General features: G+C 47.6%; 18 protein-coding genes. 14 read left to right on the top strand and 4 right to left on the bottom strand.

Annotated elements, in window-relative coordinates:
• The first annotated feature begins 142 nt into the window (after positions 1-142).
• Genes H2R00_RS10925 through H2R00_RS10915 form a run of 3 tightly spaced genes read left to right on the top strand, consistent with a single transcriptional unit; the run spans position 143 to position 1797 of the window.
• Entirely contained in the window at positions 143-613 is a 471-nt protein-coding gene (locus tag H2R00_RS10925; RefSeq protein ID WP_182069001.1) for a low molecular weight protein-tyrosine-phosphatase, read from the top strand.
• Positions 614-634: 21 nt separating this feature from the next.
• Entirely contained in the window at positions 635-985 is a 351-nt protein-coding gene (locus H2R00_RS10920; protein WP_154998631.1) for a hypothetical protein, read from the top strand.
• Positions 982-1797: a YihY/virulence factor BrkB family protein gene (locus H2R00_RS10915; protein ID WP_154998633.1), complete on the top strand. Its 816-nt coding sequence runs from the start codon at positions 982-984 to the stop codon at positions 1795-1797. The genes H2R00_RS10920 and H2R00_RS10915 overlap by 4 nt, the downstream gene beginning before the upstream one ends.
• 210 nt (positions 1798-2007) lie before the next feature.
• On the opposite strand, the gene H2R00_RS10910 is transcribed toward H2R00_RS10915, so the two are convergent.
• Positions 2008-3186: an MFS transporter gene (locus H2R00_RS10910; RefSeq protein ID WP_182068999.1), complete on the bottom strand. Its 1179-nt coding sequence runs from the start codon at positions 3184-3186 to the stop codon at positions 2008-2010.
• A 100-nt stretch (positions 3187-3286) separates the two neighbouring features.
• Between H2R00_RS10910 and H2R00_RS10905 the strand changes: the two genes are divergently transcribed.
• The 3 genes from H2R00_RS10905 (at position 3287) to H2R00_RS10895 (ending at position 5685) form a co-directional block, all read left to right on the top strand.
• Positions 3287-3667, top strand: coding sequence for an OsmC family protein (locus tag H2R00_RS10905; RefSeq protein WP_154998637.1), 381 nt, complete (start codon positions 3287-3289; stop codon positions 3665-3667).
• Positions 3668-3771: 104 nt separating this feature from the next.
• Positions 3772-4827, top strand: coding sequence for a calcium/proton exchanger (gene cax / locus H2R00_RS10900; RefSeq protein ID WP_182068997.1), 1056 nt, complete (start codon positions 3772-3774; stop codon positions 4825-4827).
• A 66-nt stretch (positions 4828-4893) separates the two neighbouring features.
• Positions 4894-5685, top strand: coding sequence for a YfkD famly protein (locus H2R00_RS10895; protein WP_003179802.1), 792 nt, complete (start codon positions 4894-4896; stop codon positions 5683-5685).
• A 28-nt stretch (positions 5686-5713) separates the two neighbouring features.
• Here the strand turns inward: H2R00_RS10895 and yfkAB are convergent, their stop codons facing one another.
• On the bottom strand, positions 5714-6835 hold the full coding sequence (yfkAB, locus tag H2R00_RS10890; protein WP_182068995.1) for a radical SAM/CxCxxxxC motif protein YfkAB: 1122 nt from the start codon (positions 6833-6835) through the stop codon (positions 5714-5716).
• Between the two features lie 143 nt (positions 6836-6978).
• Between yfkAB and H2R00_RS10885 the strand changes: the two genes are divergently transcribed.
• The 3 genes from H2R00_RS10885 (at position 6979) to H2R00_RS10875 (ending at position 9343) form a co-directional block, all read left to right on the top strand.
• On the top strand, positions 6979-7164 hold the full coding sequence (locus H2R00_RS10885; RefSeq protein WP_003179806.1) for an SE1561 family protein: 186 nt from the start codon (positions 6979-6981) through the stop codon (positions 7162-7164).
• A gap of 108 nt (positions 7165-7272) precedes the next feature.
• Positions 7273-8064 carry a delta-lactam-biosynthetic de-N-acetylase gene (pdaA, locus tag H2R00_RS10880; protein WP_154996819.1) on the top strand — a complete coding sequence of 264 codons (792 nt, stop codon included), beginning with the start codon at positions 7273-7275 and terminating at the stop codon, positions 8062-8064.
• A 175-nt stretch (positions 8065-8239) separates the two neighbouring features.
• On the top strand, positions 8240-9343 hold the full coding sequence (locus tag H2R00_RS10875; protein WP_182068993.1) for a glycerol dehydrogenase: 1104 nt from the start codon (positions 8240-8242) through the stop codon (positions 9341-9343).
• Positions 9344-9506: 163 nt separating this feature from the next.
• On the opposite strand, the gene H2R00_RS10870 is transcribed toward H2R00_RS10875, so the two are convergent.
• Together H2R00_RS10870 and corA are read right to left on the bottom strand one after the other, a co-directional pair.
• Complete coding sequence (locus tag H2R00_RS10870; protein WP_182068991.1) at positions 9507-10094, bottom strand: hypothetical protein; 588 nt, start codon at positions 10092-10094, stop codon at positions 9507-9509.
• 57 nt (positions 10095-10151) lie between these two features.
• Positions 10152-11111, bottom strand: coding sequence for a magnesium/cobalt transporter CorA (corA, locus tag H2R00_RS10865; protein WP_154996825.1), 960 nt, complete (start codon positions 11109-11111; stop codon positions 10152-10154).
• A gap of 133 nt (positions 11112-11244) precedes the next feature.
• On the opposite strand from corA, the gene H2R00_RS10860 reads away from it, so the two are divergent.
• The 5 genes from H2R00_RS10860 (at position 11245) to H2R00_RS10840 (ending at position 15311) form a co-directional block, all read left to right on the top strand.
• On the top strand, positions 11245-12108 hold the full coding sequence (locus H2R00_RS10860) for a DNA-3-methyladenine glycosylase family protein (RefSeq protein ID WP_154996827.1): 864 nt from the start codon (positions 11245-11247) through the stop codon (positions 12106-12108).
• A gap of 2 nt (positions 12109-12110) precedes the next feature.
• Positions 12111-13517: a 23S rRNA (uracil(1939)-C(5))-methyltransferase RlmD gene (gene rlmD / locus H2R00_RS10855; protein ID WP_254115798.1), complete on the top strand. Its 1407-nt coding sequence runs from the start codon at positions 12111-12113 to the stop codon at positions 13515-13517.
• 49 nt (positions 13518-13566) lie between these two features.
• Entirely contained in the window at positions 13567-14037 is a 471-nt protein-coding gene (locus H2R00_RS10850; RefSeq protein ID WP_244958330.1) for a DUF6884 domain-containing protein, read from the top strand.
• A 226-nt stretch (positions 14038-14263) separates the two neighbouring features.
• Positions 14264-14758, top strand: coding sequence for an RNA polymerase sigma factor (locus H2R00_RS10845; protein ID WP_154996833.1), 495 nt, complete (start codon positions 14264-14266; stop codon positions 14756-14758).
• Positions 14748-15311 (top strand): hypothetical protein, encoded by a 564-nt coding sequence (locus tag H2R00_RS10840; RefSeq protein ID WP_182071060.1) that lies wholly within the window; start codon positions 14748-14750, stop codon positions 15309-15311. The genes H2R00_RS10845 and H2R00_RS10840 overlap by 11 nt, the downstream gene beginning before the upstream one ends.
• Position 15312: the final 1 nt, after the last annotated feature.

Below are 15312 nucleotides of genomic sequence, written 5' to 3'. Positions count from 1 at the left end.
TTCTGAAAGTTTGTTAGATTTGTCAATAGTATTGTCATCTTTTCTTCCCAAAGTTGAAAAAAACAGAAAAATCTTTAGTATAAAAGCAAAAGTGTTTTTTCTTTCTGAAAAGTGGGGAAAGAATAGAGGAGGCTCCTGATTGATGATCAAAGTGCTATTTGTCTGCCTCGGCAATATTTGCCGATCTCCGATGGCAGAAGCCGTATTTAACGACATGCTCAAAAAAAGCGGACTGGAGGACCGGATCGAAGCCGATTCGGCTGGCACAGGAAGCTGGCATGTTGGCAAACCGCCTCATGAAGGCACACGGTCGCTGCTGTCTGACAAAAAGATAAGCTGCGAAGGCCTTTACGCGAGGCAAATTACCGACAAAGACCCGGAAGCGTTCGATTATATCATCGCAATGGATGCCGAAAACGCAGGGCATGTCCGAAGCCTTGCCGGCTACGGGAGCAAAGCCGTCATCCGGAGGCTGCTCGACTATGTTGAAGACTGTGAGACGGCAGATGTTCCTGATCCATACTACACCGGGAACTTTGAAGAGGTATACGAACTCGTCGCGAAAGGGTGCAGCGAATTGCTGAAGGACATTCGAAAAGAACACAATCTATAAAAACGAAGGGAGAGATTTTTTATGAAAAACGACCGCGTTTTCATCAGAAATATCCTCCTCGGCGCTTCGGTCGGGGCGGTTATGTCACTGCTGCACAAACCGACTAGAGAAGCGTGCGGTGCAAAGCTTACCGCGTGCAAAAACAAAGTCCGCCTTTACCGCGCAAATCCTGGCATGCTCACCGAATGCGTGAAAGAAAAAATGGACGAAGCCAAAAAGCTGACAGCTTCCATATCGGATGATTTGAACTTCTTAAATCAACAGGTGAAAGAGCTGAAGGAGACGACGCCAAAAGTGATCGGCTTGATCGAGGAAACGAGGGATCACTTCACAGCCAGATCCAAAGGACATACGGAGCCGGAAAAAGAATGAGTTTTTTGAAAGAGCTGGCTTGGCGTTTTTTCCTTCATGAAGGGCCGAGCAAATCGGCGGAACTTGCCTACTTTTTCCTACTGTCCCTGTTTCCGTTTATGATTTTCCTATTGACCTTGATCGGCTACCTGCCTGTCAAAACGGGCGATGTCATCGGACTGATCGAACAGTATGCCCCAGAAGACACGATGTCCGTCATTGAAGAGACGCTCAATACAGGAAACAGGGGCTTGCTTTCTTTCGGGATCATCGCGGCGCTCTGGTCTGCATCAAACGGATTGAACGCGATTGTCAGGGCTTTTAACCATGCTTATGAAGTCGAGGAAAACCGCTCTTTCATTATGGTTCGGCTGACATCGCTCCTTCTGACCGCCGCGATGGTTTTCACAATATTGGTCGCACTTCTTCTGCCCGTATTCGGGAGGGCCATCGGCCATTTCATCGCCAATCTGGACGGTACGCCGGAGATGTTTCTAACAGCATGGTCAGCGCTCCGCTGGGGAATCAGCCCGATTGTGCTGCTTATCGTCTTTACGGCTTTATACTTTTTTGCCCCGAATAAGCGGCTGTCATTTAAATTCGTGCTTCCGGGAGCCGTTGCAGCGACCGCCGGCTGGATCCTCGTCAGCGTGCTGTTCTCATACTATGTCAGCGAATTTGCAAACTACAGCGCGACATACGGAAGCCTCGGCGGCATCATCGTCTTGATGATCTGGTTTTATTTAAGCGGAATGATGATTATTCTGGGGGGGGAAATCAATGCCCTTTTACATAAACGTAAAATCATTCCTGAAGAAAATCCGCGGAAATGAGCAATCTATAATAGAACAATTCATGAGTTCAAAAGCGGAGGGATCATCATGACAAAACACACGAAAAAAGGCGGCAGCCATAATAAACAAAATTCAAAGCAAAGTCCGAAAAACAAAACGAGCGGAAGCGCCAACGGACAAAACGGATATCATTAAAACTGCCTGACGTTTCTAAAAGGCCGGCTGCCTATTGTAAGCAGTCGGCTTTTTTTACATTGGCGCCGCCTCAGATTGTTCGAGAGCGCTTTTTTTCTTCGTTTTGCCAAAGAGCACCCCGATCCAGATCAACACCATCACGCATGTAATCAAATAAAACAGGTTGCTGTTGTGAAATGTCTGCATATACCAGCCGCCGGCAACCGGGCCGAAAATGCTTCCGAAGCTGAAGGTAATTCCGCACATCAAGTTTCCGGCCGGGAGAAGGCGTTTTGGAAGAAGGTCGGCCATAAAGCTGATGCCGAGTGAAAAAGTTGATCCCACAGCCATTCCAGCTATGAAAAAACATGCCGCAAGCAGGGGAACGGAATCGGAAAAGCCCGCCGCAAAGAAGCAGCCTGCCCCGACAGCCAATATGACAAGAAGCACATTTCGCCTTCCGTACTTGTCGCTCAACACGCCGAGCGGATACTGAAAGACGATGCTGCCGATCGCAAAAGCCGGAAGAATGATCGATACGCCTTCGACGGAAATACCCGACCGGAGCGCATAGACGGGAAAATTGCCGTTCAGAGCGGTTTCCAAAAAGCCGTAGCCGAACGTCGGCAAAAACGCGACCCATCCAAGCAGAAAGGCTTGAACGAAGCGCTTTAAGCTGTTATCGCTGTGGCTTTCAGAGCTGCTTTGCTCAGGAAAATCGTTTTGAAGGCAAAAAATAAACAGCCACGCCAGCAGGCTGAACGCACCTGAGACGATAAACGGCAATGACGGGGCGATGTTGACAAGCGGCGTTAAAAATGGCCCCGCTGCAAATCCCAAACCAAATGAAAGGCCGTACAAAGAGATATTGCGGCCGCGGTTTTTTTTAGACGATAATGTGGTCACCCAAGTTTGCGTTGAAAAGTGCAGCATATGATCCCCGATGCCGATCAAGAGTCGCAAAAAGAACCAAACGATAAACGACTGAATAAAAACAAAGGCGAACAAACTCGCGCACACCATCACCCCGCCGATGACAATCAGCGGTTTAAAACCGAGCCTGCGAAGCGGCGCTTCCATGAACGGCGAAGCGATCAAGACGCCGATGTAGAGGCCTGTCGCATGAAGCCCGTTCAGTGCGGCCGAATGGCCTTCCTGTTCGAAAATAACAGAGATGACCGGAAGGAGCATCCCTTGCGAAAAACCTGATATACTGACAATCAAAACGAGAATGAAAAAGTGAAATCTAGTCATCGGCCGATTCTCCTTATCCGTAATCCTTCTTTGATCGTACAACTTTCAGAAGTTTTTAGGCAAGGCGATTTTTCTTTTTCTTTCATAAGAGGTGTGATTCATGGAAATCGTGTGGAATCAGAACGGCTTTGAGGCTGATCTGGAATATGGAAAGCTTAAGATATCAGGCAATGAAGAAGCGGGATTCAGGCCTTATCAATTGCTGGCCGCTTCGATTGCGGCATGCAGCGGAACCGTTCTTCATAAAATATTGGAAAAGAAAAGGATACAGCTGAAAGATATGACCATCGAGACAAAAGAAGAACGTATTTCCGAAGAGGCGGGCCGCATCAAAAGTATCCATCTCCACTTCATATTGAAGGGAGAAAACCTCGGTACAGAACAAATCAAAAAGGCGCTGAAAATAGCGCTGAAAAACTGCGCCATGGTGAGGTCTGTTGAAAACAGCATAGACATCATCGAAACATTTGAGATTCGCTGATGTTTAAAAACCTGCGCCAATGCGGAATAGATCAGTATGCCGTATATAAACTGAAAAGTTCGCACAAAAATAACCTACACCAAAAAAGAAAAGAGGAATGAAAAATGAGCCGTTTTTTCTTTTGGATGATGGCTGCAGGTGTTCCCCTTTCTGTCGCAGGGAGCCTTCTGCATTGGCCGCAGGTTTTATTGTTCATCATATACTGCCTGACCATCATCGCGCTTGCAAGCTATATGGGAAGAGCCACCGAAAGCCTTGCGATCATTGCGGGACCGAGGATCGGAGGCCTTTTAAATGCAACGTTCGGAAACGCCGTTGAGCTGATCATTTCGATTTTCGCGTTGCGGGAAGGACTGATCGGCATTGTGCTCGCATCGCTGACAGGCTCTGTCCTCGGCAACCTTCTCCTAGTCGCCGGACTGTCATTTTTCATCGGGGGCCTGAAATATAAGCGCCAGGAATTCAACGTGTATGATGCGAGACACAATTCAGGTCTGCTCATGTTCGCAGTGATTGTCGCTTTCGTCATCCCTGAAGTATTTTCAGCCGAAATGACAGAGCCGAGGAAGCTGTCGATGAGCGTCGGTATCAGCATCATCATGATTTTGCTTTACCTGGCTGCGCTTTATTTCAAGCTTGTCAGCCACCGCGGGGTTTACCAGACGAATCAAAATGAGCGGGAAGAATCGCATGAAGAGCCGGAATGGTCGGGAAAGAGGGCAACATTGGTTTTATTTTTGGCAACCGTTGCCGTCGCCTACATTTCCGAGCACCTCGTCCATACGTTTGATACGGTGGCCGAACAATTCGGCTGGTCGGAGCTTTTCATCGGAGTCATCATTGTCGCGATCGTCGGAAACGCGGCAGAGCATGCTTCCGCCGTCATTATGGCCTATAAGGACAAAATGGATGTCGCGGTTGAAATTGCGATCGGATCAACGCTTCAGATCGCGATGTTTGTCGCCCCTGTTCTTGTCATCAGCTCTTTGTTTTTTCCAACGAGCATGCCGCTCGTCTTTACCTTGCCGGAGCTGGTTGCCATGGCTTCCGCCGTTCTTTTGATGATCATCATTTCCAACGACGGGGACACGAACTGGTTTGAAGGCGCGACATTGCTGGCCGCTTATATCATCATGGGAATCGGTTTTTTCCTTCTTTAAAAAAATCGGGATAAACAGAGAGCATCCGGAAAACAATAAGGAAAAAGAAACAGAAAGAGTGATAGTATGAAAAAGCTTTTGTGTTTTACGCTGACTGCGTTTTTATCCTTTAGTTTTTTCGCTGTACAGGAAGCTGATGCAGCCAAGCCGATCAAGATTCCAAGCTCTGTCACGAATATTTCCAAAGAGAACACATACCCTAACGCCTCTCAAGATCAGCCGAGGCTGCAGCCGAGCGAACTAGCCGAAGAGCTGCTGAAAACAACCGATATTGCGATTGAAAATCCGCATCTGATCAAAATGCTGAATGAGTCAAGCATTTCCGGCACACCGCTGGCAATCGGCTATCGGGCGACGATTTATTTGGGCAGATGGGCGCTTGGGTATACCTCGAATGAAACCGTTGCGAACTGGGAATACCGCAAAATCAACACAAACCGCTTTGACAACCGGGGCGGGAAAGCACCTGCCGAACTCACGTATTCCCAAGAACAGACGAGCAAAATCAAAGGCGGCTTAACGGCTAAAGTCCCGAAAGCGGAAGATGTCAAAAACATGATGATGCTTAAAGCCATGGAAAAAACAAAGCTGCCGCTCGCCTTTGAAACAGTGGTCGGCTCCGGTACAAAACGCGATCAGATTTATAAAGTGCAGCCGAAAAAACTGGGAAATTTACACGCCTATGCACCTGCCGTCAATGAAAAAGGAAAAGTCACCTACGGCGAAGTGTACATCGTATTAAAAGGCAACAAAAGAAAGCTTGTCGTCAAAAACATCACCTCACAAGGAATCGGCGCCTGGATTCCTGTACAGGATCACCTCACATTCGGCTTTCAGCTCAGTCATCAGCCGAAATAAAAAAGCAAGCCTTTGCGGCTTGCTTTTTTCATACTCTTGCTGTTCTGGAAGTAAAATCAACATCTTGATAATAGCTGTTTTTGACGAGCACATTCGGCCCGAGGCATCGGACGTGCGGGCAGTGGCAATTAAGCTCCTTGGCAAGCTCTGTTTTTTTCCACTTCGCATAGGCGCTTGGCAGGCTGTCTGTTTGAATGTTGCCAAGCGGCGGAGTGTCTCCGAAATCGGTCACGATGATATTGCCGTCAAAAATATTGACGTTCAAGCGCGATCTGCCGTCAGGATCGTTTCTGACGGTGACATTTTTCGCTTCGCGCAGCCGCTGTAAAAGAGCGTGATCTTCAGGATCAGGGCTGCACGCGTAAAACGGCAGGGTGCCGAACAGCATCCACGTATTTTCGTCGCGAATGTCAAGAAGGCGATGGATCGCTTTCCTCATGTCTTGTAAGCTTAAAGATTCAAGCGCGCTTGCAAAGTCGCTCGGATACATCGGATGGACCTCATGGCGCTGGCATTTCATGTCTTCGACAATTTGCCGGTGAATATGCTCGATATGAGGGAGCGTCCGTTTGTTGAGCATCGTCTCGGCGGATACCATGACTCCTTCATCAACTAGCGTCCGGCTGTTTTCGATCATTTTTTCGAAATAGCGCGCCCGTTGGGCAAAGGTCGGCTTTTTATCCATCATGGCGAAGCCGATTTCTGCAAAGTCTTCGACCGTTCCCCAGTTGTGGGAAATATGAAGCACATCCAGGTAGGGAATGATCAGTTCGTAGCGGCCGATGTCGAGCGTCAAATTTGAGTTGATCTGCGTCCGCACGCCGCGTTCATGAGCGTATTTTAATAAAGGAACGACATATTCCTTTACAGATTTTAATGAGAGCATCGGCTCGCCGCCCGTAATGCTTAAAGAACGAAGGCGGGGAATCTCATCAAGTCGTTTCAACAGAAGGCTGACGGGCAGCGCGTCCGGGTCCTTCGTCTGGAGCGTATACCCGACGGCGCAGTGCTCGCAGCGCATATTGCAAAGAGTCGTCGTCGTAAATTCAACGTTCGTCAGCTGTATATCTCCAAATTGGTCAACGTCCATGTAGGCTTCCCACGGATCATATTCCGGGGTGATCGGACGAACCTGCGTTTTTTCTGTCATGACATATCTAACTCCTTTATGATAGGACATACTAATATAGCCCAACTATTCATTTTAGACCTGATCCTTGAGGCATGCAAGTCATGGATGATTGAAAAAAGGCCGTTTATAGGCTACGATAAAGGAACAAAAGGAGGAGAATCATGGGTAACGCAGTACATGACAAAGAACAGCAAGTCAATTATTTGAAAAACAGATTGGATATGTTTATGTCAGTCATCGATTCTTTAGACCCGGAATCGACCGACCTTGAAGATATTGACAGACTGATCAGCATGCTCGACGATTTGGAAGCCAAATACGAGCGCTTTAAAAAAGACTGGAAATAAAACCGCGCATTCTCTGCCGCGGTTTTTTTGTTTTCCAAGTGTTGCTTAGTATGAAATGCTCAGTCCTTCTGCACAATAAGAAAAAATAAAACTGGGAGCGAGAAGATAATGAAACGAATCTGTGCCATATGCTGCGGATTCCTGCTAATGCTGGCCTTCAGCGGCAATGCTGAAGCGATTTCCAACAAGGCGATCCATTGGGGTTTTTCAAAAAGCAAAAACCATCAGCCGGCAGATGCTGGACAAGAGCTGAACAACCTTTTACAGCAGTACGACGCCTTTTATTTAGGCAACACAAAGGAAAAAACGATCTATCTGACCTTTGATAACGGCTATGAAAACGGCTACACCCCTCACGTGCTCGATGTTCTGAAAAAACAAAACGTCAAAGCGGCCTTTTTTGTGACGGGCCATTTTGTCAAAGATCAGCCGGAGCTGATCAAGCGAATGGCCAAGGAGGGGCATATCATCGGGAATCATTCATATCACCATCCGGATCTCACGACGAAAACAAGCCGAGTGATTCAAGAGGAATTGGAATCGGTCGATGAGGAGGTTTACAAAATCACAGGCGAAAAAGACAATCTCTACCTGAGGCCGCCTCGGGGCGTTTTCAGCGAGCGGGTGCTCGAAGAAGCGAAAAAGCTCGGTTACCAAACGGTATTCTGGTCTGTTGCTTTTGTCGATTGGAAAATCAATGCCCAAAAAGGGTGGCGCTATGCGTACGACAATATGATGAAACAGGCCCATCCCGGCGCCATCTATCTGCTTCACACCGTCTCGAAAGACAATGCAGAAGCGCTTGATCAGGCGATCACTGACTTGAAAAAAGAAGGATATACATTTAAAAGCCTTGATGACCTGATGTTTGAAAAATCTATGATGCTAAAGACCCTATGAAAGACAATGCCCCGGTCGCTGTGCCGGGGTTTTTGCTTTGGGCTAAAAAATTGATGCTGCAGGCTCTTTTATTTTCCCTAGTCAATTCCATAGAATAAAAATCCATTTTATATACATATATTACTAGATTTAAAAAGAAAATAGGTATATCATTGATAGTGAAGGGGGAATTACCATGTCAAAATCAGTAAAATCAGTCACATCACCTAAAAAATTTATTACAGGAAAACGACTGCTGGAGAACTTGAACGACTACATTGAAGATTTTGGCGATAACGCATATATCATTTGCGACGAATTCATTTTGGAACGCGCTCAAAAAGAAGCGGGGAATTCGATTCAGAAAGCCGGCAATCAAGCCGTTTTTGAAAAATTCAATTACGAATGCACACAGGAAGAAATCGATCGCAACCGGGAGCTTGCACGCAATGCAGGCGCTAATATCATCGTTGGGATCGGAGGCGGAAAAACGCTTGATACCGCAAAAGCTACCGCTTATTACGAGAAGCTGCCGGTTGTGATTTTCCCGACAATTGCTTCCACAGATGCTCCATGTACGGCCCTTGCCGTCATTTATAAACACGACGGATCGTTTGACCGCTATCTGTTTTTGCCGACGAACCCCGATGTTGTTCTCGCGGACTCTGACATTTTAGCATCCGCGCCGCCGCGCTTTTTCGCAGCCGGTATCGGAGACGCCTTGGCGACGTATTTTGAAGCGCGCGCCTGCTTTAAAGCAAACGGCGATAACCTCGTGCTGATGAAGCCTTCAACAACTGGATTGGGACTTGCCCGGCTTTGCTATGATACGCTATTGGAAAACGGCGTAAAAGCGATGCAGGCGGTCAAGCACGGCGTTTCCACACGAGCCGTCGAAGATACAATCGAAGCGACCATCTATTTAAGCGGAGTCGGCGCCGAATCAGGCGGTCTTGCAGCCGCACATGCGATCCACAACGGAATGACAGCCGTTCCTTCTCTGCACAGAGCTCAGCACGGCGAAAAAGTTACGTTCGGCCTTTTGGCTCAGCTTGTTCTCGAAAACGCGCCGGCCGAAGAGCTGGAGACCGTTATTGACTTTATCAAAGGCGTCGGTCTTCCGTTGACATTAAAAGACCTCGGAGTCGACGAATTTGTCGAAGATGAATGGCGCCAAGTCGCTCAAAGCGCTTGCGCTGAAGGCGACACAATGGGCAACATGCCGTTCCCAGTCACCCCTGACGACGTCTACAATGCGATCGTCGCCGCCAACGCGATTGCAGAATCTTATCACGATTAATAGACGAAAAGCCGTTCCGTGAAGGAGCGGCTTTTTTCTTTGAGATTTGTAGTTTGTGAATCGGCTGTTTGAATAGGGCTTGTTGTCAGTTCGTTTTTTCTGTGTAATAAATGAGTAGTAAGCTGTTTCCCGAAAACGATTTGTTTGACTCGAGTGAAAGTTATCATTTCACCACTTCAATCTGCAACTTCGGCTCTTCTTCAATTCCGGATGCAAATGCATCCTCATTTCCCGGAGCCTTAAAGGTGACGCTGTACGTTTCCTGTGAATGCGGAGACAGTTCCAGCTCTTCCGGCTGAAAGTCAAATTCATTTACCATATCAGGGGTGAGCTGGACGCGTTCGGTATTTTTCCCGTAGTTGTTCACTTTGACCTCACAGTCCATGCTCCCTTCCTCCATATTGCCCTGATAGCTGCAAGTGCTTCCCCTTGTCATATATTCCACGGCATCATCGCCTTGTGCATTCCATTTTTGAAAGAGCATCAGCTGTTCTGTGACCAGCGGGTAAAATACTGAAATGCCGATGATAAACAAAAAAAGCTTAAAGCGGATCCAAGGTACTCCATAATAATTGCGCCACGCCATAATGAAGCCGGCGATGAGCATCAACATGCAGAACAGAACCACAATGCTTCTGGCAGACTGACTTAAAAGCGCGTCTGCCACAGACACGCTTTGATGATTCTCGGCGCTAACCAACAAACCGAGAACGATCAGGATGATGCCGACAAGCCCTGTATGTAGCTTCATTTCTTTCCCTCCTCAGTTATAGAAATAGTCGAACAGAGAGGAAAAAGGTTTCCGGTTTTACTTGAAAATGTCAAACCATCCTTTATGCCGGAACCAGAAGATCATGCCGGCGACAACGGCTGCCATTATTCCGAGGATGAAAAAATAGCCGTAGCGCCAATGCAGTTCAGGCATGTTGTCAAAGTTCATGCCGTACACTCCGGCAATGAAGGTGAGCGGAATAAAAATTGTTGAGACGATCGTCAGCGTCATCATAATGGCGTTCATCCGGTTGGAGTTGAGCGTCTGGTAGCTGTCCCTCAAATCGGCTGTCATGTCACGGTTGTTTTCGACGATTTCGGCCAGCTTCAAGAGATGGTCGTAAATGTCGCTGTAATACGCTTTTCGTTCGCGGTTTTCTTTTGAAATTTCAATGTTTAAAATCCGGTAAAGCAAATCCCGCATCGGAATGATTGTTTTCCTCAGCTTTAAAAGGTCGCTCCGGATATCAAACACCTCGTTCATCAGCGTTCCATACGTTTTCCTGCTGTCGCTTTCGGCAATTTCATTGAGGCGGTCTTCTATTTTGTAAAGAATCGGGAAATATTCGTCCACAAGCGTATCCATGACCATATAGGCGATGTGGCCAGGTCCGTTTTTCCACAACTCGCTGTTTTCCGAAAGCTGTCTTCTTACTTTTTCAATGCCGTCTGAATGATGAAAATGAAATGTGACGATGAAATTTTTTCCAACGAATAAATCAACTTCTTCAGACGCCAAAGTCTTATGATTCAACGCATGTATGACGAAAAACAGATAATCTTCATATTGATCGAGCTTGGGACGCTGCAAGCGATGTACGCAGTCTTCGACCGATAAAGGGTGAAAGTGAAAATGGCTTTTGAGTAATGAGACTTCTTCATCCGAAGGCTGATCGAAATCGGTCCAAAACCACTCAATATCTTGATCTGTCAGCCTTTCCGTTTTGTTGTCGGATAAAAGCCGTCCGTCCTTTGTCATCGCAAAATGTTTAATCATCGGCACCCCTCCGCTTCCATAGGATGCTGCGCTGTACTGTGATTCATTCGATGAAAAATAAAATGTTGTTCTTTTTTAAGAGAATTTGAAACATGGTATACTGTGGACAAAGAAGAAAAAGGGATGGGAAGCGATGTGGAAGGAAACTGTAAGCGTATCACCGCCTTATCATTTTGACCGCGTGTTGGACAGGCTTTCGCTTGATCCGCTCAATGCGGTCAACCTCGACAAAAGGGAGGTCAAGCTGCCGCTCCGCAATCAAAACAAAGAGCCTCGGATTGTCGCTGTGCAGGCGACGGGAACTGTCGAAGCCCCGGCGTTTGCCGTCAGCGGTACAGACGATCGAGACGCCATGATGAAAGAAGTGAAACGGATCTTCAGATGGGAGGAAAGTCTTCAGCCTGTACTGGATCACTTTTCACAATCAAGCTTGTCATCAATTTTTGAAGAGCATGCCGGAACGCCGCTGGTGCTCGATTTTCATTTGTATTATTGCCTGATGAAATGCATTATCCACCAGCAGCTCAATCTGTCTTTTGCTTATACGCTCACGGAGCGGTTCGTTCACACTTTTGGAGAGCAAAAGGACGGGGTCTGGTTTTATCCGCTTCCCGAAACGATTGCACAGCTCGATTACAACGACCTGCGCGAACTTCAATTCAGCATGCGGAAAGCCGAATATGTCATCGATACATCGAGGATGATCGCAGACGGCCGTTTACATCTTGATGAGCTTGACCAATTATCAGATGAAGACATTATGGAAAAGCTGGTGAAAATCAGAGGCATCGGCCCGTGGACCGTCCAAAACGTTCTGCTGTTCGGGCTCGGCCGCCCCAATCTGTTTCCGGCCGCCGATATCGGCATCCAAAATGCCATCAAACGCCATTTTGGCTTAAACGATAAACCGACAAAAGAACAAATGCTTGAAATGAGCAAAGAATGGCACCCTTATTTAAGCTATGCTTCCTTGTATTTATGGAGGAGCATTGAGTAGAAATGGAGAGAACATCAGTGAAACGTGACAAAAAAGGATCATCAGCAGAATTAAAAGTCGGACAGCAATTTCCGCTGACGATCAAGCGCCTCGGCATCAATGGCGAAGGCGTCGGCTACTTCAAGAAAAAAGTCGTCTTCGTCCCCGGCGCACTGCCGGGTGAAGAAGTCGTCGTCGAGGCGACAAAGGTTCATCCGAAATTTTCCGAAGGGCGCGTCAAAAAGGTGCGCAAACGTTCAGAGCACCGCGTCAAGCCGCCTTGCATCATCTATGAGCAATGCGGGGGCTGCCAGCTTCAGCATCTGGCTTATGAAGAGCAGCTGAAAGGAAAACGGGACATCGTCATTCAATCGCTCGAACGGCACACCCGTTTTGACATCGGCAAAATGGACATCAGGCCGACGATCGGCATGGACAACCCGTGGCACTACCGGAATAAAAGCCAGTTTCAACTCGGGCTTTCGAAAAACGGAAAGATGGTAGCCGGGCTGTACGGCCTTGACTCGCACCGGCTTGTCCCGATTAGCGAATGCATCGTTCAGCATCCGGCGACGAACAAAACGACGCAAACCGTCAAGCAGATTCTTGAAGACTTCGGCATTTCCGTCTACAACGAACGGAAGCGCACGGGTGACGTCCGCACGATCGTGACGAGGGTCGGCTTTGAGACGGGGGAAGTGCAGGTTGTCATTGTCACGTCAAAAGAAGACCTGCCGCGCAAGGAGCTCATTGCTGAGGAAATCAAAAAGCGTCTGCCTGAAGTGACATCCGTGATTCAAAACGTCAACAAAGCCAAGACATCGGTTGTTTTTGGCGATGATACAAGGCTCTTAGCCGGCAATATGGTCATTCAGGAATTTCTCGGAGAGGTTTCATTTGAGCTGAGCGCCCGCGCTTTTTTTCAGCTCAATCCGATCCAGACGGTCAAGCTGTATGACGAAGTGAAAAAAGCGGCAAAACTGACCGGGCGCGAAAAAGTCGTCGACGCCTATTGCGGCGTCGGCACGATCGGAATGTGGATCGCCGATGGTGCAAAAGAAATCCGCGGCATGGACGTCATCAAAGAATCGATCGATGACGCCAACCAAAACGCCAAAAAGCACGGAATCGAAAATGCGCACTATGTCACAGGAACGGCTGAGCACTGGCTGCCGAAATGGACAAAAGAAGGCTTCAGGCCGGACGTCGTCATCGTCGATCCGCCAAGAACAGGCTGTGACCGCACCTTCCTTGATACGATCAGGCAGGTTAAACCGAAGCGGTTCGTTTATGTCTCATGCAATCCGTCAACACTTGCGAAAGATTTGCAATACTTGGCCAAGGATTACCATGTCGAATACATTCAGCCTGTCGATATGTTTCCGCAGACGGCGCACGTCGAATCGGTCGTATCGCTGAAGCTGAAATAAAACGCCTTTTCAAAGGCGTTTTTTAGCGGAACCAAAAGGGGGATAAATGATGAAAAGACTCTGCATCATCCCGTGCGGGGCGAAGAAAATCTGGGATGTCGATCCGGGCATCGGCCCGTCCGCCGCAAAGGATGTCTATCTGAGCACGTTTCACCGGGCGTGCCGCGCATATGCCCAGACGTTTTTTTCGGATTGGGTGATTCTTTCGGCAAAACACGGCTTTTTAAAACCTGAAGATATCGTTCCTGAAAACTATGACATCACATTCGGGATGCGCCACCCGGAGATTATGCCGGATGTCGAGATGAAGACCCAAGGTGAACGGAAAAACCTGATGGATTATGACGAAATCGTCATGCTCGGCGGAAAAAAATACAGGCCTGTTCTGAGGAACGTGTTTGGCAGCGGACAGCAGATCACTTACCCGTTGGCGGGATATCGAGGGATCGGCTACATGCTGCAGGCACTGAAGCGGGCTGTCGATGAAGGTCGGGAACTTAGTGAACGTGAAAACAGTTGAAGAAGAAAGTGATTTTTTTTAAATCGCTGGCGGGCTCGTCCAAATAAGGACAGGGTATCATCCGAGAGACTGGAAGACATTTGTTTGGCGATTGGGATATCAAGAGGCAAAATGAAATATTCATTTTTGCCTCTTTTTTTATGTGATTTTTTGTAACAAAAAGAAGTTCAGCGGTACTAATAAGTGAATGGAAAAATAGCGGCATGCCCAGCCGGGGAGGGGCTTTATGAAGCTTGAGGAAGTCTACAAGAGTATTCAGCCTTCCGTTTATGCCTTTTTCTACATCAAGACACTCCATAAAGAAACGGCGGAAGATTTAACACAGGAAGTATTTTATCAGGCTGTGAAAGGCCATCATACATTTTCGGGAAAGTCGACAATCAAAACATGGGTGTTTGCGATTGCTAAAAACGTGTTGAAAAAACACTTTCGTTCTGGATCGTCGAAAGCCGGGGCAAACATGATCATTCAGCACGATGAAGCTGCTTGCTTATCTCCTGAAGAACACCTCCTGAAAACCGAGAAAGAGCGGCGGCTTCTCGAGGAAATCAACCGGCTTGATGAGACTTCAAAGGAAATTGTCACCCTCCGCATCTACGGAGAATTGTCATTTAAAGAAATCGGCATGCTCACAGGCAAAACAGAAAACTATGCCAGGGTCGGGTTTCACAGAGCGAAGCTCAAGCTACAGCAAGAAATGGAGGGGTATGATGAAGGATAAGGAACGCAGTATATTCAAAGATTTGCTTCCTTTGTACCATGAGGGGCTGTTAAGCAAAGAGACGGCTGAATGGATTGAGGAAGCGGCCGAAAACGATGAAGAGCTTCATAGGCTTTTGAAGATGACGGAAGCCGAGCTTCCGAAGGAACATATTGAATCGTCTGTTCATGAAAGTCAAATGTTTAAAAAAATCAATCGGAAGCTTTCCTTGTACCAATTGATGTTTACAGCCATTTCGTTTTTTCTCGCGATTCACACATCCCTGTTAAATGAGAGTTTCGGCTTTATTTTGTGGTACGCCGTGCTTGGGCTTGCGGTGTACTTGTTTTACCGGGATATGAAACTCGTGATACTCCTCTCCTTTGCGCCGATTTTCATTTGGGGGATGGGGGATATTCTGGCCGGATGGGACACAGCTGACGGTACAGGGGTTGTGGAGCACCTGCTGTATGCCGTCTTTGGCGCTTTCATGCTTGCTGCTATTCACTGTTTTTTCGCCGCGGCCGGGATGATGATCGGATGGCTGTTCTTAAAGCTGAAAGAAAGTAGCTGAT

This window comes from Bacillus haynesii (assembly GCF_014042035.1).
Lineage (GTDB): Bacteria > Bacillota > Bacilli > Bacillales > Bacillaceae > Bacillus > Bacillus haynesii.
Note: the sequence above shows the minus strand (reverse complement) of the source record. Positions and strands in the feature narration are given on the sequence as shown.

What these genes read in the sequence shown, in the direction of transcription:
- H2R00_RS10870 (WP_182068991.1), bottom strand. Translation starts at nt 10,094, where the DNA reads ATGAAGCTACATACAGGGCTTGTCGGCATCATCCTGATCGTTCTCGGT.
- H2R00_RS10905 (WP_154998637.1), top strand. Translation starts at nt 3,287, where the DNA reads ATGGAAATCGTGTGGAATCAGAACGGCTTTGAGGCTGATCTGGAATAT.
- H2R00_RS10845 (WP_154996833.1), top strand. Translation starts at nt 14,264, where the DNA reads ATGAAGCTTGAGGAAGTCTACAAGAGTATTCAGCCTTCCGTTTATGCC.
- H2R00_RS10915 (WP_154998633.1), top strand. Translation starts at nt 982, where the DNA reads ATGAGTTTTTTGAAAGAGCTGGCTTGGCGTTTTTTCCTTCATGAAGGG.
- H2R00_RS10860 (WP_154996827.1), top strand. Translation starts at nt 11,245, where the DNA reads ATGTGGAAGGAAACTGTAAGCGTATCACCGCCTTATCATTTTGACCGC.
- cax (WP_182068997.1), top strand. Translation starts at nt 3,772, where the DNA reads ATGAGCCGTTTTTTCTTTTGGATGATGGCTGCAGGTGTTCCCCTTTCT.
- rlmD (WP_254115798.1), top strand. Translation starts at nt 12,111, where the DNA reads ATGGAGAGAACATCAGTGAAACGTGACAAAAAAGGATCATCAGCAGAA.
- H2R00_RS10850 (WP_244958330.1), top strand. Translation starts at nt 13,567, where the DNA reads ATGAAAAGACTCTGCATCATCCCGTGCGGGGCGAAGAAAATCTGGGAT.
- H2R00_RS10875 (WP_182068993.1), top strand. Translation starts at nt 8,240, where the DNA reads ATGTCAAAATCAGTAAAATCAGTCACATCACCTAAAAAATTTATTACA.
- yfkAB (WP_182068995.1), bottom strand. Translation starts at nt 6,835, where the DNA reads ATGACAGAAAAAACGCAGGTTCGTCCGATCACCCCGGAATATGATCCG.
- H2R00_RS10840 (WP_182071060.1), top strand. Translation starts at nt 14,748, where the DNA reads ATGAAGGATAAGGAACGCAGTATATTCAAAGATTTGCTTCCTTTGTAC.
- H2R00_RS10895 (WP_003179802.1), top strand. Translation starts at nt 4,894, where the DNA reads ATGAAAAAGCTTTTGTGTTTTACGCTGACTGCGTTTTTATCCTTTAGT.
- H2R00_RS10885 (WP_003179806.1), top strand. Translation starts at nt 6,979, where the DNA reads ATGGGTAACGCAGTACATGACAAAGAACAGCAAGTCAATTATTTGAAA.
- H2R00_RS10910 (WP_182068999.1), bottom strand. Translation starts at nt 3,186, where the DNA reads ATGACTAGATTTCACTTTTTCATTCTCGTTTTGATTGTCAGTATATCA.
- H2R00_RS10925 (WP_182069001.1), top strand. Translation starts at nt 143, where the DNA reads ATGATCAAAGTGCTATTTGTCTGCCTCGGCAATATTTGCCGATCTCCG.
- pdaA (WP_154996819.1), top strand. Translation starts at nt 7,273, where the DNA reads ATGAAACGAATCTGTGCCATATGCTGCGGATTCCTGCTAATGCTGGCC.
- corA (WP_154996825.1), bottom strand. Translation starts at nt 11,111, where the DNA reads ATGATTAAACATTTTGCGATGACAAAGGACGGACGGCTTTTATCCGAC.
- H2R00_RS10920 (WP_154998631.1), top strand. Translation starts at nt 635, where the DNA reads ATGAAAAACGACCGCGTTTTCATCAGAAATATCCTCCTCGGCGCTTCG.